We start from the raw sequence: 23,280 nt of genomic DNA, 5'->3' as shown, positions 1-23,280 counted from the left end.
AGGCTATCCGGCCACACAACGTCCAGGCGCCGGAGGCGTTGCGAGTTCATCCGCCGATCATTATCGAAGGAGCCGAAGAGTCCTTCCCGGGTCCCGACATGGCGCTTCCATCAGGCATTTCCTTCTCTCCCGCCCACGCGGTCGCCCTGCCGGCCCGTTTCAACGTCGCAGTGCCGTTCATCGACCGTCATCTGGCCGAAGGGCGCGGAGCGAAGCCGGCGATCCTCACCGCCCAGGAGACCGTGACCTACGCCGAGCTGGCGGATCGCGTGAACCGGACAGGCAATGCGCTGCTTGCGCTCGGGCTGAAGCCGGCCGACCGGCTGCTAATGGTAGTGAAGGACTGTCCGGCCTTCTTTTATCTTTTCTGGGGAGCCATCAAGGCCGGCATCGTGCCCGTGCCGCCCAACACACTGCTCCGCGCTCCCGACTATGCCTACATGATCGAAGACTCAGGCTGTGGCCTCGTCGTCTATTCCTCCGAGTTCTCGGGGGAAATCGAGCCGGCCCTCGTACAGCTCGGGGACAAGGCCCCGCGTGCGATGACGGTCGATGCCTTCCTGACCGCGATGGCGGAGGCATCACCCACCCTCGAGGCCCGGCTTGCCGCCCCTGACGACGACTGCTTCTGGCTCTATTCGTCCGGCTCGACCGGCAGGCCCAAGGGCGCCGTCCATGCCCAGCGCGACATGGTGGTAACCAGCGAGCTCTATGGTGTGCGGGTGCTCGGCGTCACCGAGGAGGACATCTGTTACTCCGCCGCCAAGCTCTTCTTCGCCTATGGCCTCGGCAACGGCATGACCTTCCCCCTGTGGGTCGGTGGCACGGCCGTTCTCGACGATCGCCGCCCCACGCCGGACACGACCTTCTCCAACATCGAGACCTTCAAGCCCACGATCTACTACGGGGTGCCGACGCTCTATGCCGCGCAGCTCGCCGTGCTGGAAACGACCCGGCGCGACCTCTCCAGCTTGCGCGCCTGCGTCTCGGCAGGCGAGGCCCTGCCGGGCGACATGTTCCGCCGCTGGAAGGAGCGGACCGGGACCGTCATCCTCGACGGCATCGGCTCGACCGAAGCGCTGCACATCTTCATCGGCAACCGGCTCGACGATTTCCGTGCCGGGACCAGCGGCAAGCCGGTGCCGGGCTATGAGGTCCGCATCCTCGACGAGAACGGAGATCCCGTCCCCAGGGGCGAAAGCGGCCGTCTGTGGATCAAGGCGGAATCGGCGGCAAAGTACTATTGGAACAAGCCCGACAAGACGGCCGAGACGATGGTGAACGGCTGGCTGAACACCGGCGACACCTACCGCGAGGACGAAGACGGCTACTTCATCTACGAGGGCCGCAGCGACGACATGCTCAAGGTCGGGGGCATCTGGTGCTCCCCGGTCGAGATCGAGAACTGCCTGGTCGGCCATCCAGCTATCCTCGAAGCCGCCGTGATCGGGCAGGCCGACGAACAGGGGCTGATCAAGCCCAGGGCGATCGTTGTCCTGAAGCAGCCCCGGGGAGGCCGGCGTCGCCCTCACCGACGCGCTGATGGCCCACTGCAAGAAGACGCTGGCGCCCTACAAGTATCCCCGATGGGTCGAATACGTCGACGAGCTGCCCAAGACCGCGACCGGCAAGATCCAGCGCTTCAAGCTGCGGGGCTGAGGCCCCCTGCGACCGGCCATTAAGCGATTGTTGGGCCGCGGGATTTCCGCTTTTATGGCGCAAAGGGAAAACAGGGAGCGACGGCTCATGAATAACAAATTGTTTGGGACCGCAACAATTGCGGCGGCGATGGCATTCGGCCTGCCGGCGATGGCCCAGAGCCCGGTCAAGATTGGCTTCGTCAGCACTTTCTCGGGCCCGCAGGCCGCGATCGGCGAGGACATGCGCCGCTCGGTCGAGCTCGCCAAGGAACATCTCGGCGGCAAGATGGGCGGCAAGCCCTTCGAAATCATCTACGAGGACGACCAGTTCAAGCCGGACGTCGGCAAGGCCCGCTCCGAGAAGCTCGTCCAGCAGGACAAGGTGAACTTCATCGCCGGCTACATCTGGTCGAACGTCCTGCTGGCCTCCTACAAGACCGTGGTCGACGAAGGCGATACGATCCTCGTCTCGGCCAATGCGGGCCCGTCGCAGATCGCCGGCGAGCTCTGCAACAAGAACTTCTTCTCGACCTCCTGGCAGAATGACCAGACGCCGATGGCGATGGGCGAGTATCTCAACACCAAGGGCGTGAAGAGCCTCTACCTGGTCGGCCCCAATTACGCCGCCGGCAAGGACATGCTCGCGGGCGTCAAGCGCACCTACAAGGGCAAGATCGTCAGCGAGGACTACACCAAGTGGCCCGACCAGCTGGACTTCTCGGCCGAGATGACCAAGATCGCCGCCGCCAAGCCGGACGGCATCTTCATCTTCTATCCCGGCGCGCACGGCGTTCAGTTCGTCAAGCAGTGGGCGCAGTCGGGCCTCAACAAGACCGTGCCGCTCTACCAAGTGTTCTCGATCGACGCGATCACCCTGCCGCAGCAGGGCGACCTCGCGCTGGGCACGCTGGGCGCCCAGGAATGGGTCAACGACCTGCCGAACGAGGCCAACAAGAAGTACGTCGCGGACTTCAAGAAGAAGCACGGCGTCTATCCGTCCTACTACGGTGCGCAGAGCTACGACGCGATCATGCTGATGGCCTCGGCCGCCGAGGCGCTGAAGGGCGACCTCTCCAACAAGGATAAGGTCCGCGCCGAGATGAAGAAGGCCAACTTCAAGTCGGTGCGCGGCGACTTCAAGTTCGGCAACAACAATTTCCCGATCGAGAATTTCTACATCCAGGAAACGGTCAAGGATCCGCAGGGCATGATGACGGTGAAGACCATCGCCACCGCCGTGAAGGACGCGGTCGATCCCTTCGCGGCCAAGTGCCCGATGAAGTAGAGATCATGTTCCTCCCCAGTCATCTGGGGAGGAAAGGATTCCGGGAGCGCGGCAACGCGCTCCCGTTTCGTTTTAGGGCGTGACGGAATAGATGGAATATCTGCTGCTCCAGGTGCTGAACGGCGTGCAGCTCGGCCTGCTGATGTTCCTGCTCGCCGCCGGCCTGACGCTGACGCTCGGCATCATGGACCTGGTCAACCTGGCGCACGGCTCGCTCTACATGATGGGCGCCTACATCGCCTGGACCCTGATCGGCATCACCGATTCGTTCGTCCTGGGTGCGCTGCTGGCGCTGCCCGCGACCTTCCTGCTGGGCGTCACCGTCGAGATCGTGGTGATCCGAAAGCTCTACGCCCGCGATCATCTCACCCAGGTGCTGGCGACCTTCGGCCTGATCCTGTTCTTCAACGAGCTGGTGCGCGCGCTCTGGGGCCCGGCGGGCAAGAGCATCGCGGTGCCGGGCTTTCTGAACCACACCATCGAGATCCTGCCCGGCGTGCCCTACCCCGCCTACCGCTTCGCCATCATCGTCGTCGGCGCCCTGGTGGCCATCCTGCTGGCCTGGCTGGTGGCGCGCACGCGGCTCGGCATGCTGATCCGCGCCGGCGCCTCCAACCGCCGCATGATCGGCGCGCTGGGGGTCAACATCGAACTGCTGTTCAGCCTGGTGTTCGGCCTCGGCGCGGTGTTCGCAGGACTGGCGGGACTGATGTCCGCTCCCATCGCCTCGGTCCGGATCGGCATGGGCGACGACATCCTGATCCTCGCCCTCGTCATCATCGTCATCGGCGGCATCGGCTCCATCAAGGGCGCCTTCATCGCCGCCATGGTGGTCGGCCAGATCGATATCGTGGGCCGCGCCTTTCTGCCCGACATCCTCAAGACCTTCATGAGCTCCAGCGCCGCCTCGAGCGCCGCGCCGGCGATCTCGCAGGTGATGGTCTATGTGCTGATGGCAGTGGTGCTGGTGTGGCGGCCGACCGGCCTGTTCGGCCAGCGCACATGATGGCGGCCCTCCGTACGCCGCGTGGGCTCGTAACCGCCCTGATCCTCGTGGTGCTGGCGGTCCTGCCGCTGCTCACCCAGGCGTTCGACCAGCGCTATCTCCTGTCGATCGGCACGCGCATCGTCATCTGGTCGATCGCCGCGGTCAGCCTCAACATGATCCTGGGCTATGGCGGGCTGGTGAGCTTCGGCCACGCGATGTTCTTCGGGATCGGCGGCTACGCGGTAGGCATCCTGTCGGCCGAAGGCATCTCCAGCGGCTGGATCCAGTGGCCGGTCGCGCTTCTGGCCGCGACGGCATGGGCTGCCCTGATCGGCGCGCTGTCGCTCCGCACGCGCGGCCTCTACTTCATCATGATCACGCTCGCCTTCGCGCAGCTCGTCTATTACGTGGGCAGCGGGCTCGAAGCCTATGGCGGCGACGACGGGCTCAACATCAGCCGCAGCCGCTTTCCCGGGCTGATCGACCTGCGCGACAAGGCGAGCTTCTACTGGCTGTGCTTCGCCCTGCTCTGCGCCAGCCTGTGGTTCTGTGGCCGCTACGCCAATTCCCGCTTCGGCCTGGTGATCCGCGGCGCGAAGTCGAACGAGCTGCGCATGACGGCGCTCGGCTTCCCGGTGTTCCGCTACCGACTGGCCGCCTTCACCATCGCCGGTGCGCTGGGCGGGCTGTCGGGCATCCTGCTCGCCAACGAAGGCGCCTACGTCTCGCCCGCCATGATGTCGTGGATGAAGTCGGGCGACCTCATCGTCATCGTCGTGCTGGGCGGCATGGGCACCCTGTTCGGCCCGCTCTACGGCACCATCGCCTTCTTCGTGCTGGAGGAGGCGCTGCCACCCATCCTCAACCTCGCGCACAAAGGCTGGGGCGAATACTGGATGATCGTGTTCGGCCCGCTGCTGGTGCTGATCGCGCTCTACGCGCGCGGCGGCATCGATTCGCTGCTGGGGCGCCGTCATGACTAAACAGCCCATGACTGAGCCCCTGCTGCGCACCGAGGGGCTGGTGAAGCGCTATGGCGGCCTGCTGGCCACCGACAACGTGTCGATCGAGGTCCGGCCGGGCGAGATCCATGCGCTGATCGGCCCAAATGGCGCCGGCAAGACAACGCTGGTCCACCAGCTCACCGGCGTGGTCGCTCCCGATTCCGGCGCCATCCACTTCGCCGGCCGCGACGTCACCCGCCTGCCGACCCATGCGCGCGTGCGGCTGGGCCTCGGCCGCTCCTTCCAGATCACGTCGGTGTTGCGCGAGTTCACGGCGCTCGAGAACGTGGCGCTGGCCGTGCAGGGCCATGCCGGCCATTCCTTCCGCTTCCTCGCCGACGCGCGCCGCGACGAGAGGCTGCGCGGCCCCGCCCGCCGCCTGCTCGCGGAAGTCGGACTGGGCGAGCGCGCCGGCACCCTGGCCTCGTCCCTGAGCCATGGCGAGCAGCGCCAGCTCGAGATCGCCATGGCCCTGGCCGGCGAGCCCACCCTGCTGCTGCTCGATGAGCCGATGGCCGGCATGGGCGTCGAGGAGAGCCAGCGGCTGATCGGCTTCCTGCGGGCGCTGAAGCAGAAGCACGCCATGCTGCTGATCGAGCACGACATGGATGCCGTGTTCCAGCTCGCCGATCGCATCACCGTGCTGGTCTACGGCCGTGCCATTGCCAGCGGCACGCCCAACGAGATCCGGGCGAACCCGGACGTGCGCCAGGCCTATCTCGGCGAGGAGATGGCCTGATGCTGAAGGTCCGCGAGCTCGACGCCTTCTACGGCCCCAGCCAGGCCCTGTTCGGCATGGAACTCGCCATCGATGCCGGCGAGGTCGTGACCCTGATGGGGCGCAACGGCATGGGCAAGACCACCACCGTGCACACAATCATGGGCCTGATGCCGGCGCGGCGGGGCGCGGTCGAGTTCGAAGGCAACAAGGTCAACGGACTTCCCGCCTTCCGGATCGCCCGGCTCGGGCTCGGACTGGTGCCGGAGGGACGCCAGATCTTCCCCAACCTCTCGGTGCGCGAGAACCTCGTGGCCGCCAGCGCCAACCGTACGGCGCGGCCGAACCCGTGGACCATCGCGCGCGTCTTCGAGTTCTTCCCGCGGCTGGCCGAGCGCCAGCGCAACATGGGCAACCAGCTCTCCGGCGGCGAGCAGCAGATGCTGGCGATCGGCCGCGCCCTGATGACCAACCCCAAGCTCCTCATCCTCGACGAGGCGACCGAGGGGCTGGCGCCGCTGATCCGCCAGGAAATCTGGTCCTGCCTCGGCCGGCTGAAGAGCGAGGGCCAGGCGATCCTGGTCATCGACAAGAACGTGTCGGCGCTGATCCCGCTCGCCGACCGCCACCACATCGTCGAGAAGGGCCGCGTCGTGTGGGTCGGCTCGTCCCAGGCCCTGGCCGGGGACAAGGACCTGCAGCACAGGTATCTTGGCGTCTGATCCTGCGGAGTTGCTGATGCGTCTGCTTGCCGTTGCCTCTTTGCTCCTCCTCGCCGCTGCCGGTCCCGTCGCCGCCCAGGGCTCGGTCAACGTCTACAACTGGTCTGACTACATCGCTGAGGACCAGGTGAAGGACTTCGCCAAGGATACCGGCATCAAGGTCAACTACACGACCTACGACAGCAACGAGATCCTCGACGCCAAGCTTCGGACCGGCCGGTCGGGCTACGACATCGTGGTGCCGACGGCCTCGCCGTTCTTCGTACGCCAGCTGCAGGCCAATATCTTCCTGCCCCTCGACAAGTCGAAGCTGAAGAACTGGAAGAACCTCGATCCCGAGATCATGGCGGCGCTGGCCAAGTACGATCCCGGCAACGCCCATGGCGTGCCGTGGATGTGGGGAACGACGGGCATCGGCTACAACGTCGCCGAGATCAGGAAGCGCATGGCCGACGCGCCGGTCGATTCGCTGCGCATGATCTTCGATCCGGCGGTCGTCTCGAAGTTCCAGGATTGCGGCGTCATGCTGCTCGACAGCGCCACCGACGTGCTGCCGGCCGCGCTGAAGTATCTCGGCCTCGATCCCGATTCCAAGAAGACGGAAGACCTCGCCAAGGCCGCCGACGTGGTGAAGGCGATCCGGCCCTACGTCCGCAAGTTCCATTCCTCGGAGTACATCAATGCCCTGGCCGGCGGGAACATCTGCCTCGCCTTCGGATTCTCCGGCGATATCTTCCAGGCGCGCGACCGCGGTGCCAAGGCCGCCAGCAAGGTCGAGATCGACTACACCATCCCCAAGGAAGGTTCGCTGCTCTGGATCGACGTCGTGGCGATCCCGAAGGATGCGCCCAACCAGGCCAACGCCTACCGCTTCCTCGACTTCATGCTGGAGCCCAAGGTCGCCGCGGCGTCGAGCGCGCTCACCGGCTACGCCAACGGCAACAAGGCCGCCTTCGCCCTGCTGCCCAAGGACATTTCGGAGAATCCGCTGATCTATCCGCCGGCCGACGTGCGCGCGAAGTTCTACACCATCACCGCCGGCACGGCCGAACAGGTACGCGACCGCACGCGGCTGTGGACCTCCGTGAAGACGGGTCGCTGAATTGAATTCAGGGCCGATCGTCCGCATCGAGGGACTGACCAGGCGCTTTGGGCCGATCGTCGCCGTCGACCGCGTCGACCTCGAGATCGCGCGCGGCGAGTTGTTCGCGCTGCTGGGCGGCTCGGGCTGCGGCAAGACCACACTTCTTCGCATGCTGGCCGGCTTCGAGACGCCCGACGAAGGACGGCTGTTCATCGACGGACAGGACATGACCGACGTGCCGCCTTACCGGCGGCCGGTGAACATGATGTTCCAGTCCTACGCCCTCTTCCCGCACATGGATGTGGCGGCGAACGTGGGTTACGGGCTGCGCCGCGACGGGGTGAAGGGCCCGGAGATCGCCGAGCGGGTCGCGGAAATCCTGAAGCTCGTGCATCTGCAGGATCATGCGAAGCGCAAGCCCTCACAGCTTTCCGGCGGCCAGCGCCAGAGGGTGGCGCTGGCCCGGGCGCTGGTGAAGCGGCCCAAGCTCCTGCTGCTCGACGAGCCGCTGGCCGCACTCGACCGCAAGCTGCGCGAGGGCACGCGCTTCGAGATGGTGCGCCTGCAGGAGCAACTCGGTCTCACCTTCGTCATGGTCACGCACGACCAGGAGGAGGCCATGTCGATGGCGACGCGCCTCGCCGTGATGAACGCCGGTCGCATCGCCCAGATCGGCACGCCGCACGAGGTCTACGAGCACCCGGCCTCGCGCTTCGTGGCCGATTTCATCGGCATCGCCAACATAATCGCCCTCGACGGCGGCGGCTGGATGGCGCTGCGCCCCGAGAAGATCACGCTGTCGGCCGACCGGCCTGCCCTGCCCCGGACCGTCGCCGCCCGAATCGTCGACGTCGCCTATGAGGGCGACCGCTCGCTCTATAATGTCGAGACCGACGCCCACGGCACGATGACCGTGTCGACGACGAACATCAGCCGCAGCGCGGGCGCCGCCTTCGCACGCGGACAATCGGTCTGGCTGGGCTGGTCGGACGAGGCCGGCCAGAGACTGGAGGCATAGAGCGCTCATGCGCGATTTTGAATCGAGCCGAGCACTCCAACACCGCCCTCACCCTGAGGAGCATCGCGCAGCGATGCGTCTCGAAGGGTCGGAACGAGCACCTTGCCTGTTGCCCATCCTTCGAGACGCGCCGCTTCGCGGCGCTCCTCAGGATGAGGTAAGTGGGTCACTGTAAAATGGAAGGTCTCTAGACAGTGCGCTTCGTCATCGGGCTTCCGTTCCTATGGCTCGGGATCTTCTTCCTGCTGCCCTGCCTGCTGGTGCTGGCCATCTCCGTCGGCACCTACGCGCCCGACTCGGTGCCGCCGGTCGAACTTGGGCTCAGCTTCAAGAGCTTCGCGCTGCTCTTCTCCGACGATCTCTATCTGGCGGCCTGGCTCTCCTCGCTGCGCATCGCCGCGACCTCGACCCTGGTGGCGCTGCTGCTTGGCTATCCCATGGCCTATGCCATCGCGCGCGCCGCCCCCAACCGGCGCCCGCTTCTGCTGATGCTGGTCGTGCTGCCCTTCTGGACCTCGTTCCTGATCCGCATCTATGCCTGGATGGGCCTGCTGGCCGACAACGGCCTGATCGAGCAGTTCCTGCGCTGGAGCGGCCTCGCGTCAAACCCCGGCACGATCCTCGGCACCGAGTGGGCCGTGCATCTCGGCATCGTTTACGCCTACCTGCCCTTCATGGTGCTGCCGCTCTACGCCACCCTGGAGAAGCTCGACCCCAGCCTGCTCGAAGCGGCGGCTGATCTGGGCGCGAAGCCGCTCGCCGCCTTCCTCACCGTCACCCTGCCTTTGTCGCTGCCCGGCATCGTCGCCGGTTGCCTGCTGGTGTTCATCCCGGCGGTCGGTGAATTCGTGATCCCGGACCTGCTGGGCGGGACCGAGACGCTGATGATCGGCAAGGTCCTGTGGGACGAGTTCTTCACCAATGGCGACTGGCCGCTGGCTTCGGCGGTCGCCGTCTGCCTGCTGGTGCTGCTGGTCGGACCGATCGCGCTCTTCCAGCGCAACCAGGCGCGAAGCCTGGAGCGGCGCACATGATCGCCCGAGCTCGCTTCGCCTTCGGCATGCTGGCCTTCGGCTATGCCTTCCTCTACCTGCCGATCGCGCTGGTGATCGTCTATTCGTTCAACGAATCGCGCCTCGTCACCGTGTGGTCGGGCTTCTCCCTGAAATGGTGGCATGCCCTGTTCGCCAACGAGGCGATGCTGGAGGCCGCCTGGCTGTCGCTGCGCATCGCCCTGGTGAGCGCGACCGGCGCGGCGCTGCTCGGTCTTGCCGCCGGCTACGCACTGGCGCGCGCACCGCGCTTTCCCGGGCGTACCCTGTTCGGCAGCCTCGTGGTCGCCCCCATGGTGATGCCGGAAGTCGTCATGGGCATCTCGATGCTGCTGCTGTTCGTCGGCTCGGAGCAACTCTTCGGCGGCCCCGACCGCGGCTTCCTCACCATCGCCATCGCCCACACGACCTTCTCCATCGCCTTCGTCGCCATCGTCGTGCAGGCCCGCCTCACCGACTTCGACCGTTCGCTGGAAGAAGCGGCGATGGACCTCGGCGCCACGCCCTGGGTCACCTTCCGCACCGTCACCCTGCCGCTAATCGCGCCTTCCGTCGGCTCGGGCTGGCTGCTCGCCTTCACATTATCGTTGGACGATCTGATCCTGACCCAGTTCGTCGCCGGCGCGCAGTCGCAAACGCTGCCGATGCGCGTCTATTCCAGCGTCCGGCTGGGCGTCGATCCGCAGATCAACGTTCTCGCGACCCTCGTCGTGACCATCGCGACCTGTGCACTGATCCTGTCCGGCTGGCTGACGCGGCGCAGAGTTTGAGCTAATAAATCCTCCTCAGGGAGGAAAAAATGCTTCGTTCCGGAACGTCCAAGCCGTCACGCCGTAATGTGCTGAAGGGGGTCGGAATGGCCACTGTCGGTGCATCGCTGGGTGCTTCCCTGCCGCCGGTCGGCGAGGCGCACGCGCAAGGTGCGCCGGCGGCCGCCAAGGGCCCGAAGCTGCTCGAGATGGACGGCAAGGCCAAGCTCGCGGTGCTGGGCGACAGGCCGCTCGTCGCCGAAACCCAGGCCGAGCTGCTCGACGACAATGTCACACCGACCAACAAGCTCTTCATCCGCAACAACGGACAGGTGCCCGACATCACGGGCGACCCCAAGGCGTGGAAGGTCAAGATCGACGGCGAGGTCAACACGCCGATGGAGATCACGGTCGGGGACCTGATGAGCAAGTTCCCTGCCGTCACCTATCAGCTGATGCTGGAATGCGGCGGCAACGGCCGCTCCTTCTTCACGCCGGAAGCCCGCGGCAACCAGTGGACCAACGGCGGCGCGGGCTGCCCGATGTGGACCGGCGTGCGCCTGGCCGACGTGCTGAAGGCCGCCGGCCTCAAGCCCTCCGCCGTCTATACCGGTGCCTATGGCGCCGATCCGACCCTGGCCGGCGAAACCAACAAGCCCTCGATCTCGCGCGGCGTGCCCATCGCCAAGGCGATGGAGGAACACTCGCTGATCGCCTTCAAGCTGAACGGCCAGGACCTGCCGCTGATCCACGGCGCACCGGTCCGGCTCGTCATCCCCGGCTGGCCCGCGTCAGCGTCGACCAAGTGGCTGAACCGCATCTGGATCCGCGACAAGGAGCATGACGGTCCCGGCATGGGCGGCTTCTCCTACCGCGTGCCAAAGACGCCGATCGTGCCCGGCAGCAAGGGCGACGCCAAGGACATGGCGATCCTGGAATCGATGCCCGTCCGCTCGATCATCACCTTCCCCGCCGACGGCTCGAAACTCACGTCGCGCAAGCTCGACCTGCGCGGCCATGCCTGGGCCGGCGACTTCGACATCAGGACCGTCGACATCTCGACGGACTATGGCGTGACCTGGAAGCCCGCCAAGGTCGATGCTCCGGCCAACAAGTATGCCTGGCAGAACTTCAGCGCCTCGATCGAACTGCCGACCGCGGGCTACTACGAAGTGTGGGCCAAGGCGACCGACAGCAAGGGCGTGACCCAGCCCTTCCAGGCCGCCAACTGGAACCCGCAAGGGTACGGCGCCAATCCGATCAACCGCATCCGGGTGCTCGTCGAATCTTGACCCGCCTCAACGTGATACACGCCGCCGTCATCGGCCTGACGGCGACGTTCCTGCTGCTCGCCTTCGATCGCGGCGGAGCGCTGCACAGGGACCAGCATGTCTACGTGCCGCCGGCGCCCAAGGTGGCGGCGGCACCGCCCGTCGTCGATCCCGACAAGGGCAAGCCGCCGCCGCACAACGACACGGTCGAGGACCTGCCCGAGGGCAAGAACCGCGATCTGACGTTCTATACCTGCACGGCCTGCCATGGCGTCGCGCTGATCAAGGCCCAGGGCCTGACGCGCGATCTCTGGGATTCGACCATCGACCTGATGCTGGAGAAGCATCGCATGCCACCGATCAAGGCCGAGGAGCGGACGGAGATCCTCGACTATCTCGCCGAGACCTTCCCACCCCGGCGCAAGGGCCGTGGCAGCGACAATCCGTTCCTGAAATGAGGCGGGCGGCGGTTATGCCGTCGCCTTCGCCCACTTCTCCGACCAGACATGCAGCGGCAGGAAGAGCCGCAGCAACTCGTTTCCCAGCGCCGTGAGCCGGTAACCCGCCGTCTCGTCGAGCTCGACCAGCTTCGCCGCGCGCAGCTCGGCCAGCCGCGTGTTCACGATGGTCGGGCTGGCGCCGATCAGATCCTGCAGCTCGCGGAAGCGCCTTGGCTCGTCGCGCAGTTCCCAGACGATGCGCAGGGTCCAGCGCCGCCCGAGCAGGTCGAGCAGCACCATGATCGGGCGGCCGGTCGTCGAGCCGCGCACCCTCCTCACCATCTATTACACTCCGTTACTACATTTTCTGTAGCGAATCGCATCGCTCGTTGCTACGGAATATGTAGCAAACCCACTGGAGACCCGCCATGCCCCGCATCGCACCCGCCGACGAGCCTTACCCGTCCGAGATCGCAACCGCCCTGGCGCGCACCATGCCTCCGGGCGTCGCGCCGCTGGTCCTGTTGCGGACCATGGCGCGCAACCCGCGTGTCTTCGGGAAGATGTTTGCCGGCGGACTTCTGGACAAAGGCGCCCTGTCGCTGCGCCATCGCGAGGTCGTGATCGACCGAACGACGGCGCGTCTGGGCGCGGAATACGAATGGGGCGTCCATATCGCCTTCTTCGCCGAGAAGGTCGGCTTCGATGCGGGGAAGATTGCCGCGACGGTCCACGGGCCGGCCGATGCGCCCTGCTGGTCGGCCGACGAGCAGGCACTGCTGGCAGCCGTTGATGACCTGGTCGACCACCGCACCATCGGCGACGCAACGTGGGTCGGGCTCGCCGCCCATTTCGACGAGGCGCAGATTCTGGAAGTGATCGCGCTCGCGGGTTATTATCACACGATCAGCTTCCTCTGCCGGGCTCTCGACCTGCCGCTCGAAGCCTACGCCGCGCGCTTCCCGGACGGGCATCGCCAGGGGCCACAAACGAAACGAACGAAACGAGAGTCGCACCCTGGATTTGCGGTATCCTGGTACCGCTGACGGGTCGATGTTACCCGCCGGCGCCTGCAAAAACCCGTTCCAACGGCCTGCTAGCGCTTCGCCTTGGTGAGGCGGTCGATCCCGAGGATCAGCAGCCCGAAGACGAGGCCCCAGAAGGCCGAACCGACACCCATCAGGGTAACGCCGGAGACGGTGACGGCCAGCGTGCCCGCCGCCGCAAGACGATCCTGGTCGCCGGCCAGGGCAATGCCCAGCGCGCCGGCCGTCGAGCCCAGCAGCGCCGTTCCGGCGACCGTGGCCAGCAGTGCCGGCGGCAGGGCGCCGAACAGTCCGACCAGCGAGGCGCCGAACAGCGCGATCAGGCCCCAGAACAGGGCGTAGAATGGCCCCGCCTTCCAGCGCTGCGCCGGATCGGGATGGGCATCCGGGCCGGTGCACAGCGCCGCCGAGATCGCGGCGAGGTTCGAGGTGTGGGCCCCCAGGAAGGCCGTGGCGAGTGACGCCGCGCCCGTCGCCGCGAGGATGGGCTGCGTCGGAGGCTCGTAGCCCGAGCCTCGCAGCACCGCGAAACCCGGCAGGTTCTGCGACGCCATGGTGACGAGATAGAGCGGCACGCCGAGGCCGATCAGGGTCGCGACGTCCCACACCGGGGCGGTCACGACCAGCGTGGAAAGGCCAATCGGCGGCAGCGGTTTCACGAGGCCGAGCGACCAGGCGAGCAGCGCACCAGCCACCAGGACGATCAACGACACGAGGGCCGGGTAGATGGCGCGCACTACCAGGAACAGGGCGATCAGCGGCAGGACCAGCAGCGGCGCGGACGGAACATGCTCGACCATCGCCATGACGAGCCGCAGCAGGATGCCGGCCAGCATGGCGGCAGCGATGCTGGGAGGGATCTGCCCGATCAAACGGCCGAGCGGCTTCACCGCGGCGGTCAGCAGGATCAGAAGCGCCGCCAGCACAAAGGCACCGACCGCTGCCGCGAAACTCGGCACGCCGGAGGTCGAGGCGATCAGCGCGGCACCCGGCGTCGACCAGGCGGTGATGATCGGCATGCGGTAGCGCACGCTGAGCAGCAGCGCGCTGGCCGCCGTGGCGAGGCCCAGCCCCGATACCCACGAGCTTGCCTGATCGGGTGTCGCCCCCACCGCCTGCGCCGCGGCCAGCACGACCGGCAACGTGCCGCCCACGCCGGCAATCGTCGCGACCAGTGCCGCGGCCGCGACTGAAACGAGTCCGCTGGATTTCACTTACGCGTTCGCCCGCTCGACCATTGCCTGCAGCAGGATCTGCGCGCCAGCGCCGACGTCGCTCTTGCTGGCATCCTCGATCTCGTTGTGGCTGACCCCGTCCTTGCAGGGTACGAACACCATCGCCGTCGGGGCGACGCGACTGACGTAGCAGGCGTCGTGGCCGGCGCCGCTCACGATGTCCATGTGCGGATAGCCCGCCTGTTCGGCGCCGCGACGCACCGCATCCACAAGTTCCTTCGCGAAGGGCGACGGCGGGAAGTACCAGATCTGCTCGATCTTGACCTCGAGCCGGTGACGCCTGGCGATGTCGGCCGCGGCGGCGCGCATCTCGGCGTCCATCTTCGTCAGTTCGGCATCGTCGGGATGGCGGAAGTCGACCGTCATGAAGACGCGGCCGGGGATCGTGTTGCGCGCCTGCGGCTGGCTCTCGATCACGCCGATGGTCGAACGGCCGTTGGGCCGGTTGCCGATGCGCCGGCACTCGACGATCAACTCGGCCGCCCCGACCAGCGCATCGCGCCGGCCCTCCATCGGCGTCGTGCCGGCATGGCTCTCCATGCCCGTCCAGCTGACTTCGTACCAACGCTGCCCCTGCGCCCCGGTGACCACGCCGATGGTCTTCTTCTCGCCCTCCAGGATCGGGCCCTGCTCGATATGCGCCTCGAAGAAGGCGCCGATCGGCCGGCCACCGACCGGCTCCTTGCCGTCGTAGCCGATCTGCTTCAGCGCCTCGCCAAAGGTCACGCCGTCGCGATCCTTGATCGACAAGGCCTGTTCGAGCGTGAAGGCGCCGCCGAACACGCCCGACGCGACCATCGCGGGCGCGAAACGACAGCCTTCCTCGTTGGTCCAGACCGCGACCTCGATCGGCGCCTCGGTGACGTAGTTGGAATCGTGCAGCACGCGCAGCACTTCGAGCCCGGCCATCACGCCATAGGCGCCGTCGAACTTGCCGCCGGTCGGCTGGGTGTCGAGGTGGGAGCCGGTCATGATCGGCGGCCGGGCCGGATCGCGGCCCTCGCGGCGGGCGAAGACGTTGCCCAACTGGTCGACTTTGATCGTGCAGCCCGCCTCCTTCGCCCAGCGCACGAACAGGTCGCGCCCCTGGCGGTCGAGATCGGTCAGCGCGATGCGGCAGACGCCGCCCTTTTCCGTGCCGCCGATCTGGCCCAGCTCCATCAGGCTCGACCAGAGCCGGTCATGGTCTACGCGGAGATTGGGGCGGTCGCTGGCGGTCATTGGCTACGGACTCCGGATCGGGACAAGCCGCGACCATAGCAAATGCCAGCCAGCGAAACGAAGCGCTTGAGCGTGCCTGCGTCGTCTTGCATGGGTGAGGCCCAGGAGGAATTTCATCGCATGCTTCCGCTGTCCGATACGCTCGTTCTCGACCTCACGCAGGTCATCGCCGGCCCGACTGCCGGCCAGATCCTGGGCGACATGGGCGCCGACGTGATCAAGGTCGAGCCGCTGAACGGCGAGCATTTCCGGCCGCATTTCGGCGGCGCCTGGGTGCCGTCGATGAACCGCAACAAGCGTGGCCTGGCGATCGACCTGCGCAGCGAGGGCGGCAAGGACGTGCTGATGCGTCTGGTGAAGAAGGCCGACGTGTTCATGGAGGCCTTCACGCCAGGCGTGATCGACAAATTGGGCTTCGGCTGGGAGACCGTGTCCAAGGTCAATCCGCAGACGATCTACGCCTCGATCTCCGGCTACGGCCAGACCGGTCCCTACTCGCCGCGGGCGGGCTACGATCCCTGCATCCAGGCCGAGATCGGGCTGATGGACGCGACCGGGCCATACCAGGGCGAGATGTGCCGCGTCGGCACGGCGCCCATCGATTATTCGACCGGCCTCGCCTGTGCCGGCGGCATCGCCTTCGCGCTGCTGCACCGGATCAAGACCGGCAGGGGCCAGCGCCTCGACCTGTCGCTGTTCGACGTCGGCATGCACATGATGAGCCACTGGATCACCAATCACGGCCTCACCGGCGAGAACCCGGAGCGCATGGGGACGTCGAACACGATCCTGTGCCCGCTGCGCGTCTTCCCGACCAGGACCCAGTCGGTGTTCGTGGCCGGCACCAACGACGCCTTCTGGCGCCTGCTCTGCACCGCCCTGGGCAAGAAGGACTGGCTGGACGACGAGCGCTTCCAGACCAATGCCGGCCGCGTCGCCCATCGCGGCATCCTCGAGCCGATGATCGAGGCCTATTTCATGGAGCACACGGCCGACGAGTTGCTCGACAAGCTGATCCCCGCCGGCATGCCCTGCTCCGCCGCCTACAAGGTGAGCGACGTGATGGCGAGCGAGCACGCCAGGGCGCGCGGCAGCGTGCTGGAGATCGACTATCCCGGAATCGGTCCGGTGAAGTCGGCCGCCAACCCGATCAAGCTCTCCGCCGCCCCCGTCGAGACGAGGCAGAAGTCGCCCGGCATCGGCGAGCACACGGTCGAGATCATGCGCGAGGTGGGCTATAGCGATGACGAGATCGCCGCGCTGAAGTCGGCGAAGGCCATCGCCACGCCCTGAGGTCCTCCGTGAAGATCGTCTATTCCGAGAAGCACGCCCAACACGATCCGCAGCACTTCGTGGTGCGGGGCACCAAGCAGCGCAGTGCCGAGCAGCCGGAACGCGCGACGCGCCTGCTGAGCGCCGCGACCGAAGCGGGCCATACGATCCTGCCACCCAGGTCATATGGCCCGGCACCGGCGGCCACCGTGCATACGCCGGAATATCTCGACTTCCTGCAGATCGCCGCGCGCGAATGGGCGAAGCTGCCGGGTGCGGGTCCGGAGGTCGTGCCGAACGTCCATCCGGCGCGCGCCCACGCTTCCTATCCGAAGGCTCTGGCCGGCCGTGCCGGCTGGCATCAGGTCGACACCGGCTGCCCGATCGGTCCGCACACCTGGGAAGCAGCCCTCGCCGCCACCGAGGTCGCCTCGACCGTGGCCGACATGGTGCTGGCGGGTGAGAGCCATGCCTACGCGCTCTGCCGGCCGCCCGGTCATCACGCCTATGCCGACATGGCGGGCGGCTTCTGCTTCCTGAACAACACCGCCGTCGCCGCGCAGCGCCTGCGCAGCAAGCACGAACGCGTGGCGATCCTCGACGTCGACGTGCATCACGGCAACGGCACACAGGGCATCTTCTACGAGCGCGACGATGTGCTCACCATCTCGATCCACGCCGATCCGGACCATTACTACCCCTTCTTCTGGGGCCACGCGCACGAGCACGGCGCGGGCAAAGGTGAAGGCTTCAACCTCAACCTGCCGCTGCCGCTCGGCTCGCCCGACGGGCCGTGGCTCGAAGCTGGCGACAGGGCCCTCGCGCGCATCCGCGAATTCCAGCCGACGGCGCTTGTGGTGGCGCTGGGCCTCGACGCCAGCGAGAGCGATCCGCTGCAGGGCCTCAAGGTCACCGGACCGGGCTTCCATGCCATGGCCGAGAAGATCGCCCGCATGGGCCTGCCGACCGTGCTGGTCCAGGAAGGCGGCTATCTCGGCGACGATCTTGGCCGCAACCTCGTCCAGTTCCTCGCCGGCTTCGAGAAGGGACGCGGCGCTTAGCTTTTCACGTCAGTCGCCGCCATTGCCGCCGACGACATAGACGGTGAGCTTCTCGGGCAGCGTGTCGTGGGCGACCTCGATGGTGCGGCGGTCGGGCCAGATGAAGACCGCGTCCTGGTCGGCCATCAGCTCCTCGAAGCGCGCGACCTGGCCGCGTCCCCAATAGTGCATCGGCAGCACGATACGCGGCTGGATCTGCCGGATGACCTCGACCATCACCGGCAGGCCGACCGTGTAGGCGCCGTCGATCGGCACCATCAGCACGTCGATGCGGCCGAGCTCGTCGAGATGGTCCTTGGTCAGCCGGTGATGCAGGTGGCCGAGATGGGCGATGCAGAGATCGCCGATGGTGAAGATGAAGATCGAGTTGCCGTTGATGCGCGCGGAGCCGCCGCCCCAGTCGCGCGCATTGGTCGGCAGGTTCACGACCTTGAGGTCCTTCAGTGAAACGTCGTGGCGCGCCTCGGTCTGGCCAGCCTCGCTCGGCCAGCCGCGCAGCACGTAGGCGATCCCCTCTTCGGGCTGGTCGGTGTAGTGCGTGGAATGCGCGTTGTTCATCGTCACGATGTCGGGCTTGCGGCCGAAGCCGTTCAGTCCGTTGTAGTCGGTGATGGCGCGCACGCCCTGCGGCGTGTCGATCTCGAAGCTGGCATGGCCGAGGAAGGTGATGATGGCGCGGCTCGCCGTGTCTGCCGCCATCTGCGCCCCGTCGAGCGAGGCCATCTGCACGCCGCGTCCCTGCAGGGTGGGACCGAGCTCGACCAGGTTTTTGGAACAGCGCGCCAGCGCCGGTCCTGACAGCAGGGCGAAAGCGGTGACACACAGGGCGGCGAGGGAAAATCGAAGAGTCATGGGACCTCCATGAGACGCGCGCCGCCGATCCCGCCGTCGGCCATCACCAATATCAGCGAGGGAAACGAGCATCTCAATCGATTTGTCTCACGGACCGGTCGACGACTTCCATGTCCAGGATGATCGTCTCGCGTGAACTGTCTTTCGCCAAACTCCATATGTGGAAAGCGGCGGTCGGGCGGATGGCGCTGATCAGGAGCTGATTGACGGCCGGCTTCGTCCGCAACTCGATGAGCCTGGTCCGCGGATTGTCGTTGAACAGCATGAGGTGCAGAGCCGAACCGGAGGTACCTGCGACATGGGTCGCGTTTGCAACGAGAGCGACCTGTTCCTCGAACGGCAGGGTCTCGGGCCGCAAGATCTCGTAGCCACGCTTGCGAAACAGGGCCTCCGCCTCTTCTTCGTTCGAGATTACGGCGCGTGATCTGCCGAATGTCCTCTCCGGCGAGAGGCCCTTCCGGCTGAAGTAGACCTTGGCCGGTGTCGGTTGCCGGCCCGGCCGACGCTTCAGTATCTTCTCCCTGACATGGTCGAAGGCAATGCCCATTCCGGGCGATGCCTTGATCCCCTGCCAGAACTGCGACGCCGGAAGGACGAGTCGCGAGACTCGCACGTCGTTCATGGCGATCCTGATTCGCGCAATGTCGACATCGAGGGCTGCGAAGATGGTGCGGGCGAAGGGAGGCAGGTTGGCCTGTTCGCTTCTCCGGTGAAACAGCAGAAGGGCCGAACGGTCGGCCTTCGTCAGATACCAGGCACGCTGCATGGACTCCAAGAGGAAGTGCCCGAAATGATCGGAGAGCGGCCCCATGTATATGCATGTCCCGTCAAGCCGAGGGGCTTGCCGGACGCGGGCCTCCTCAATCACTGGAGGATTGGTGCGTCTTGGCACTCGATGTCCGGTAAGCGAATCGTATTCGAGGAATTCGGGCACGATCTCGCGGTCGTCGCGATACACCGCACCGGCGTAGTGGGTGGCGGGCGGCAGTGTCGGATGGCAATGGCCGGACACGAAAGCCGACGAGATGGGCTCGGCGGTCATGGGGATGACCTCGACGGCCGGCGAGAGGATCGCGCGCCGCTTGTGAAAGGAGATCGGTCCACCGATGAGCCATTTCCCGGGTTTCGATGGCTCCTCTATCGGCGATTCAGGCCTTTGCCCCTGGGGCGCATGGAGGATGGAGGGCAGCTCCCGCCATTCGAGGGGATCCAGTGAATTGTCGGCGACGAGCCTCTGTCGTCGCAGGAGACGCCTCTGTCTGCGACGCCTCTGTCTGCGCTCATCGCGAGAGGCATTCGGCGGTGCGCCCTGATCTGACACTGTGCGTTCTCTGTACTTTCCCCAGCCAGATGAACTTCCCGCAGCGGCAGCAAGCCGCTGCGGAAGGACGGCAGCTTCTCCTCGGATGCACTCGATATGCCAGCCTTAAGTCCCGTTGACTCACGATTGTGAAGGAACTAGAACAAAACACGAACATTTAACCCACAGCCCATCCATCAGACCGACGAGGGGGCGATGCCGGTCATTTCCCCGAGTGCCTTTGCTTCCCCTGACCGAAGGGCTGCCAACGATCCGGCGGCTCTGGTCCCCGCTGCCCTGCGGGAAAAGGTCAGGCGTCTGGAGAGGGCAAACAGCGCCCGTCGAAGCGGCAAAGCGGCCGCGGTTCCCCTTGGCATCCCCGCCATCGATGCGCTGCTGCCCGACGGCGGGTTGCTGACGGGTGCCCTGCACGAGATCGAGGCCGGGCCTGGTCCTTCCGGTCGCGTGGCACCCCATGACGGCGCCGCGCTCGGCTTCGCCGCCCACCTGCTCGGTCGCTTCGGGCCGGGCACGATCCTGTGGTGCCGCCGCCCGACCGGCCGCTTCGATGCCGCCCCCTATGCATCCGCGCTGTCGGCCTGGTTCGATCCGGCGCGCCTGCTGATGGTCACGGCGCAGCGCGACGAGGATCTCTTCTGGGCCATGGAAGAAGGGCTGCGCTGTCCCGGCATCGCCGCCGTGCTGGGTGAAACGCGGGCCGCCGATCCCACGGCCGGCCGCCGCCTGTCGCTCGCCGCCGAGAAGAACGGCGTGCCCGCCCTGCTGCTGCGCGCCCAGCCCGCGCCGCCGCAAAGCGTATGCGCGACCCGGTGGCGGATCGCCTCCGCCGCCTCGGCCTCGACGCCGGGCCTCACCGATGTCGGCGCCGCGCGCTGGCGCCTCGAATTGCGGCGCAACCGCTTCGGCACGCCGTCCGCCGCCGAAACCCCGTCCTGGCTCCTGGAGTGGAACGATGAAACGCATTGTCTCGCTGTGGTTCCCCAAGCTCTCCACGGATCGTCTGGCGCGCGCTTCCAGGAAAGACTGGTCGTATAGGGCCGCCGCCACCGTCGTCTGGCATGATGGCTGCCCACGCCTCGCCGCCGTCAATCCGCATGCCCGGGCCGCCGGCCTGCGTCCGCGCATGCGGCTGGCCGATGCGCGTGCCCTGCTGCCCGACCTCGTCACCGAGGCGGGCGAACCCCAGGCCGACTGCCGCCTGATCGAGACGATCGCCGGCTGGTGCGATCGCTACACGCCCTGGGTCGCGATCGATCCACTGGGGAGTGCGCTGGCCGATGACTTCGAGACGGCGTGCAGCGCCGGAGGTTTCGGCGGCGATGCCGGCCTGCTGCTCGACGTGACCGGCTGCACGCATCTCTTCGGCGAGGGCGAGAACGGCGAGCGCGCATTGCTGGCCGATCTCGTCACGCGCCTGGCCCGCCGTGACCTTTCCTGTCGCGCCGCCATGGCCGACACGGCGGGCGCCGCCTGGGCGCTGGCGCGCTTCGCCGAGCGCCAGGCCGATCTCTTCTGCCCGTCGCGCGGCCAGCGCGATGCGCTCGCCTCGTTGCCGGTCGAGGGCCTGCGCCTCGATGCGCCGATCCTGGAAGCCTTCCTGAAGCTCGGCCTGCGCCGCATCGGCGATCTCTATCCCATGCCGCGGGCACCACTCGTCCGCCGCTTCGGCGACCAACCGCTCAATCGCCTGGACCAGGCGCTGGGTACGCTCGCCGAGCCGATCGAGCCGCGCCGCATCCCACCGGCCTTCCGTACGCGCCTCGCCTTCGCCGAACCGATCGGCCGGGCCGAGGACGTCGCCGCCGCGACCAGCCGCCTGCTGGCTGCCCTCTGTCACCAGTTCGAGCAGGCCGGCGTTGGCGCGCGCCGGCTCGAGATCGCGCTCTATCGCGTCGACGGGTCGGTGGACCGCACCTCGATCGGCACCAGCCGGCCCAACCGCGACAACCCGAAGCTGATGAAGCTGTTCGAGGAAAGGCTGGGTGAGCTCGATCCCGGATTCGGCGTCGAGCTGATGATCCTGTCGGCACCCGAGGTCGAAGCCTGGAGCGGCACGCAGGATGCGCTGCCCGACCAGGAGTCGCCCGGCGTCGCCTCGGGCGTCGACGGTACGATCGATCTCGCCGACCGGCTGGCGTTGCGGCTGGGTGCGGGAAATGTCGTGCGGCTTCTGACGCGCGACAGCCACCTGCCCGAGCGTGTGCAGGTCGCCGCGCCCGTTTCGTCGAAGCCAGCCGCGGCGGGCGCCTGGCGCCGCGTCGCGAGCCTCAAGGGGGCAAGGCCGACGCGCCTGCTGCAGCGGCCCGAGCCCGTCGAGGTCACCGCCTTCGTGCCTGACGATCCGCCCTCGGTCTTCCACTGGCGGCGGCATGCCCATCGCATCGTGCGCGCCGATGGGCCCGAGCGGATCGCCAACGAATGGTGGCGCCCGCGGTCCGACGGCACTCATCCGCCGGCCGGCACCCTGCCGCCGGTACGCGATTACTACCGCGTCGAGGACGACGATGGCGGCCGCTTCTGGCTGTTCCGCGACGGGCCTTACCAGCTCGCCGCCAATGGCCAACCGACCGCCCGCTGGTTCCTCCACGGATTCTGCGCCTGAAGGGGAGAGGAAAATGGAGACCGCAACAGCAACGACCAGACGGGGCACCACACTCACCATCCGCGGCCTCGATGTCGCGATCATCGAACGCCTGAAAATCCACGCGCGCGCCAAGGGCCGCTCGCTCGAAGCCGACCTGCGCGACCTGCTGACCTACGCGTCGGGCCAGCCGCTGGTGCTCGATCCACTGGAGGAGGCCGACCGCATCGCCGCCATGACACCATCCGCGACCGCCGCTCAAATGGGAGGCGGCAAGTGATCGTCGTCGTCGATCCCGGCGTCGCCATCAAATGGTTCGTCGAGGAACCGCTGCGGCCGCAGGCGCGCTCTTTGCTGGCCAACCGGCACGAGGTCATCGCCCCCGACATCCTGATCGCGGGAGTCGCCGAACTGGCCTGGCGGAAGACGACGCACGGCGAGATCACGGTCGAGCAGGCCGAACCCATCGTGCGCAACATCGCGCTGCCATCTTTCATCTCGGCGTTCGTCGAGTCGCCGCAGCTGCGCAACCGCGCCCTTGCCATCGCCCTGCAATGCGGCCGACCGGTGCATGAGTGCTTCTATGCCGCCTGCGCCGAGGCCGCCCAGGCGCCGCTGGTCAGCGCCGACGAGGAATTCCTCCATGCCTTGCGAAGCGAGGGCATTGCGGTGCGCGGCGTGCCCCTCGCCCGGGTGGACGAACTCGTCGATCCGTGATGC

The 23,280-nt window shown here is 66.9% G+C and carries 24 protein-coding genes and 1 pseudogene; 20 read left to right on the top strand and 5 right to left on the bottom strand.

All coding sequences use genetic code 11. From position 1 onward, the window contains the following. Positions 1-98 precede the first annotated feature (98 nt). The 13 genes and pseudogenes from Q0Q48_RS19715 to Q0Q48_RS19660 all read left to right on the top strand — a co-directional run. A pseudogene (locus Q0Q48_RS19715) lies at positions 99-1,454 on the top strand (benzoate-CoA ligase family protein); the annotation flags it as partial. Between the two features lie 88 nt (positions 1,455-1,542). After that, positions 1,543-1,659: a hypothetical protein gene (locus Q0Q48_RS28710; protein ID WP_366915296.1), complete on the top strand. Its 117-nt coding sequence runs from the start codon at positions 1,543-1,545 to the stop codon at positions 1,657-1,659. A gap of 129 nt (positions 1,660-1,788) precedes the next feature. Continuing rightward, positions 1,789-2,925, top strand: coding sequence for an ABC transporter substrate-binding protein (locus Q0Q48_RS19710; RefSeq protein WP_295141497.1), 1,137 nt, complete (start codon positions 1,789-1,791; stop codon positions 2,923-2,925). A gap of 91 nt (positions 2,926-3,016) precedes the next feature. Further along, entirely contained in the window at positions 3,017-3,931 is a 915-nt protein-coding gene (locus Q0Q48_RS19705) for a branched-chain amino acid ABC transporter permease (protein WP_295141336.1), read from the top strand. Next, positions 3,931-4,896, top strand: a complete 966-nt coding sequence (locus tag Q0Q48_RS19700; RefSeq protein WP_295141495.1) for a branched-chain amino acid ABC transporter permease — start codon at positions 3,931-3,933, stop codon at positions 4,894-4,896. Before Q0Q48_RS19705 ends, Q0Q48_RS19700 begins: the two co-directional genes overlap by 1 nt. Before the next feature lie 7 nt (positions 4,897-4,903). Further along, on the top strand, positions 4,904-5,656 hold the full coding sequence (locus Q0Q48_RS19695; protein WP_295141334.1) for an ABC transporter ATP-binding protein: 753 nt from the start codon (positions 4,904-4,906) through the stop codon (positions 5,654-5,656). Then, the gene (locus Q0Q48_RS19690; protein ID WP_295141333.1) at positions 5,656-6,357 is read left to right on the top strand and encodes an ABC transporter ATP-binding protein; all 702 of its coding nucleotides are present in this window, start codon (positions 5,656-5,658) and stop codon (positions 6,355-6,357) included. Before Q0Q48_RS19695 ends, Q0Q48_RS19690 begins: the two co-directional genes overlap by 1 nt. 16 nt (positions 6,358-6,373) lie before the next feature. Beyond that, positions 6,374-7,459: a polyamine ABC transporter substrate-binding protein gene (locus Q0Q48_RS19685; RefSeq protein WP_295141331.1), complete on the top strand. Its 1,086-nt coding sequence runs from the start codon at positions 6,374-6,376 to the stop codon at positions 7,457-7,459. 1 nt (position 7,460) lies between these two features. Further along, positions 7,461-8,459 (top strand): ABC transporter ATP-binding protein, encoded by a 999-nt coding sequence (locus Q0Q48_RS19680; RefSeq protein WP_295141329.1) that lies wholly within the window; start codon positions 7,461-7,463, stop codon positions 8,457-8,459. Positions 8,460-8,653: 194 nt separating this feature from the next. Then, on the top strand, positions 8,654-9,493 hold the full coding sequence (locus Q0Q48_RS19675; RefSeq protein WP_295141327.1) for an ABC transporter permease subunit: 840 nt from the start codon (positions 8,654-8,656) through the stop codon (positions 9,491-9,493). Next, positions 9,490-10,281 (top strand): ABC transporter permease subunit, encoded by a 792-nt coding sequence (locus tag Q0Q48_RS19670; protein ID WP_295141324.1) that lies wholly within the window; start codon positions 9,490-9,492, stop codon positions 10,279-10,281. Before Q0Q48_RS19675 ends, Q0Q48_RS19670 begins: the two co-directional genes overlap by 4 nt. A gap of 29 nt (positions 10,282-10,310) precedes the next feature. Next, positions 10,311-11,552, top strand: a complete 1,242-nt coding sequence (locus Q0Q48_RS19665) for a sulfite oxidase (protein WP_295141321.1) — start codon at positions 10,311-10,313, stop codon at positions 11,550-11,552. Continuing rightward, positions 11,549-11,989, top strand: coding sequence for a hypothetical protein (locus Q0Q48_RS19660; protein ID WP_295141319.1), 441 nt, complete (start codon positions 11,549-11,551; stop codon positions 11,987-11,989). Before Q0Q48_RS19665 ends, Q0Q48_RS19660 begins: the two co-directional genes overlap by 4 nt. Before the next feature lie 12 nt (positions 11,990-12,001). Here the strand turns inward: Q0Q48_RS19660 and Q0Q48_RS19655 are convergent, their stop codons facing one another. Then, positions 12,002-12,313, bottom strand: coding sequence for a helix-turn-helix domain-containing protein (locus tag Q0Q48_RS19655; protein ID WP_295141317.1), 312 nt, complete (start codon positions 12,311-12,313; stop codon positions 12,002-12,004). Between the two features lie 86 nt (positions 12,314-12,399). Between Q0Q48_RS19655 and Q0Q48_RS19650 the strand changes: the two genes are divergently transcribed. After that, on the top strand, positions 12,400-13,017 hold the full coding sequence (locus tag Q0Q48_RS19650; protein WP_295141316.1) for a carboxymuconolactone decarboxylase family protein: 618 nt from the start codon (positions 12,400-12,402) through the stop codon (positions 13,015-13,017). Positions 13,018-13,067: 50 nt separating this feature from the next. Here the strand turns inward: Q0Q48_RS19650 and Q0Q48_RS19645 are convergent, their stop codons facing one another. Beyond that, a complete protein-coding gene (locus Q0Q48_RS19645) occupies positions 13,068-14,231 on the bottom strand; it encodes a benzoate/H(+) symporter BenE family transporter (RefSeq protein WP_295141314.1) in 1,164 nt (387 codons plus the stop codon). Next, positions 14,232-15,473, bottom strand: coding sequence for a Zn-dependent hydrolase (locus tag Q0Q48_RS19640; protein ID WP_295141312.1), 1,242 nt, complete (start codon positions 15,471-15,473; stop codon positions 14,232-14,234). A 120-nt stretch (positions 15,474-15,593) separates the two neighbouring features. Here Q0Q48_RS19640 and Q0Q48_RS19635 point away from each other — a divergent pair, with 120 nt between their 5' ends. Both Q0Q48_RS19635 and Q0Q48_RS19630 read left to right on the top strand, forming a co-directional pair. Then, positions 15,594-16,766 (top strand): CaiB/BaiF CoA-transferase family protein, encoded by a 1,173-nt coding sequence (locus tag Q0Q48_RS19635; protein WP_295141310.1) that lies wholly within the window; start codon positions 15,594-15,596, stop codon positions 16,764-16,766. Between the two features lie 8 nt (positions 16,767-16,774). After that, positions 16,775-17,806: a histone deacetylase family protein gene (locus Q0Q48_RS19630; RefSeq protein WP_295141307.1), complete on the top strand. Its 1,032-nt coding sequence runs from the start codon at positions 16,775-16,777 to the stop codon at positions 17,804-17,806. Between the two features lie 9 nt (positions 17,807-17,815). Here Q0Q48_RS19630 and Q0Q48_RS19625 read toward each other — a convergent pair whose 3' ends face one another. After that, a complete protein-coding gene (locus Q0Q48_RS19625) occupies positions 17,816-18,658 on the bottom strand; it encodes an MBL fold metallo-hydrolase (protein WP_295141303.1) in 843 nt (280 codons plus the stop codon). A gap of 73 nt (positions 18,659-18,731) precedes the next feature. After that, positions 18,732-19,592: a glycosyltransferase family 61 protein gene (locus tag Q0Q48_RS19620; protein WP_295141300.1), complete on the bottom strand. Its 861-nt coding sequence runs from the start codon at positions 19,590-19,592 to the stop codon at positions 18,732-18,734. 582 nt (positions 19,593-20,174) lie between these two features. Here Q0Q48_RS19620 and Q0Q48_RS19615 point away from each other — a divergent pair. From Q0Q48_RS19615 to Q0Q48_RS19600, 4 genes are read left to right on the top strand one after another with little or no spacing between them, the layout of a single operon-like run. Continuing rightward, positions 20,175-21,014: a damage-inducible mutagenesis protein gene (locus Q0Q48_RS19615; protein ID WP_295141297.1), complete on the top strand. Its 840-nt coding sequence runs from the start codon at positions 20,175-20,177 to the stop codon at positions 21,012-21,014. After that, on the top strand, positions 20,932-22,581 hold the full coding sequence (locus Q0Q48_RS19610; protein ID WP_295141294.1) for a DNA polymerase Y family protein: 1,650 nt from the start codon (positions 20,932-20,934) through the stop codon (positions 22,579-22,581). Before Q0Q48_RS19615 ends, Q0Q48_RS19610 begins: the two co-directional genes overlap by 83 nt. Before the next feature lie 13 nt (positions 22,582-22,594). Beyond that, positions 22,595-22,840, top strand: coding sequence for a hypothetical protein (locus tag Q0Q48_RS19605; RefSeq protein WP_295141291.1), 246 nt, complete (start codon positions 22,595-22,597; stop codon positions 22,838-22,840). Continuing rightward, a complete protein-coding gene (locus Q0Q48_RS19600) occupies positions 22,837-23,277 on the top strand; it encodes a type II toxin-antitoxin system VapC family toxin (protein WP_295141288.1) in 441 nt (146 codons plus the stop codon). The genes Q0Q48_RS19605 and Q0Q48_RS19600 overlap by 4 nt, the downstream gene beginning before the upstream one ends. Positions 23,278-23,280 lie beyond the last annotated feature (3 nt).

It is taken from the genome of uncultured Reyranella sp. (assembly GCF_945957355.1).
GTDB lineage: Bacteria > Pseudomonadota > Alphaproteobacteria > Reyranellales > Reyranellaceae > Reyranella.
Note: the sequence above shows the minus strand (reverse complement) of the source record. Positions and strands in the feature narration are given on the sequence as shown.

Excerpts from the sequence above, each read along its gene's own strand:
- Q0Q48_RS28710 (WP_366915296.1), top strand. The coding sequence starts at position 1,543 with ATGGCCCACTGCAAGAAGACGCTGGCGCCCTACAAGTATCCCCGATGG.
- Q0Q48_RS19710 (WP_295141497.1), top strand. The coding sequence starts at position 1,789 with ATGGCATTCGGCCTGCCGGCGATGGCCCAGAGCCCGGTCAAGATTGGC.
- Q0Q48_RS19705 (WP_295141336.1), top strand. The coding sequence starts at position 3,017 with ATGGAATATCTGCTGCTCCAGGTGCTGAACGGCGTGCAGCTCGGCCTG.
- Q0Q48_RS19700 (WP_295141495.1), top strand. The coding sequence starts at position 3,931 with ATGGCGGCCCTCCGTACGCCGCGTGGGCTCGTAACCGCCCTGATCCTC.
- Q0Q48_RS19695 (WP_295141334.1), top strand. The coding sequence starts at position 4,904 with ATGACTGAGCCCCTGCTGCGCACCGAGGGGCTGGTGAAGCGCTATGGC.
- Q0Q48_RS19690 (WP_295141333.1), top strand. The coding sequence starts at position 5,656 with ATGCTGAAGGTCCGCGAGCTCGACGCCTTCTACGGCCCCAGCCAGGCC.
- Q0Q48_RS19685 (WP_295141331.1), top strand. The coding sequence starts at position 6,374 with ATGCGTCTGCTTGCCGTTGCCTCTTTGCTCCTCCTCGCCGCTGCCGGT.
- Q0Q48_RS19670 (WP_295141324.1), top strand. The coding sequence starts at position 9,490 with ATGATCGCCCGAGCTCGCTTCGCCTTCGGCATGCTGGCCTTCGGCTAT.
- Q0Q48_RS19665 (WP_295141321.1), top strand. The coding sequence starts at position 10,311 with ATGCTTCGTTCCGGAACGTCCAAGCCGTCACGCCGTAATGTGCTGAAG.
- Q0Q48_RS19655 (WP_295141317.1), bottom strand. The coding sequence starts at position 12,313 with ATGGTGAGGAGGGTGCGCGGCTCGACGACCGGCCGCCCGATCATGGTG.
- Q0Q48_RS19650 (WP_295141316.1), top strand. The coding sequence starts at position 12,400 with ATGCCCCGCATCGCACCCGCCGACGAGCCTTACCCGTCCGAGATCGCA.
- Q0Q48_RS19640 (WP_295141312.1), bottom strand. The coding sequence starts at position 15,473 with ATGACCGCCAGCGACCGCCCCAATCTCCGCGTAGACCATGACCGGCTC.
- Q0Q48_RS19635 (WP_295141310.1), top strand. The coding sequence starts at position 15,594 with ATGCTTCCGCTGTCCGATACGCTCGTTCTCGACCTCACGCAGGTCATC.
- Q0Q48_RS19625 (WP_295141303.1), bottom strand. The coding sequence starts at position 18,658 with ATGACTCTTCGATTTTCCCTCGCCGCCCTGTGTGTCACCGCTTTCGCC.
- Q0Q48_RS19615 (WP_295141297.1), top strand. The coding sequence starts at position 20,175 with ATGCCGGTCATTTCCCCGAGTGCCTTTGCTTCCCCTGACCGAAGGGCT.
- Q0Q48_RS19610 (WP_295141294.1), top strand. The coding sequence starts at position 20,932 with ATGAAACGCATTGTCTCGCTGTGGTTCCCCAAGCTCTCCACGGATCGT.
- Q0Q48_RS19605 (WP_295141291.1), top strand. The coding sequence starts at position 22,595 with ATGGAGACCGCAACAGCAACGACCAGACGGGGCACCACACTCACCATC.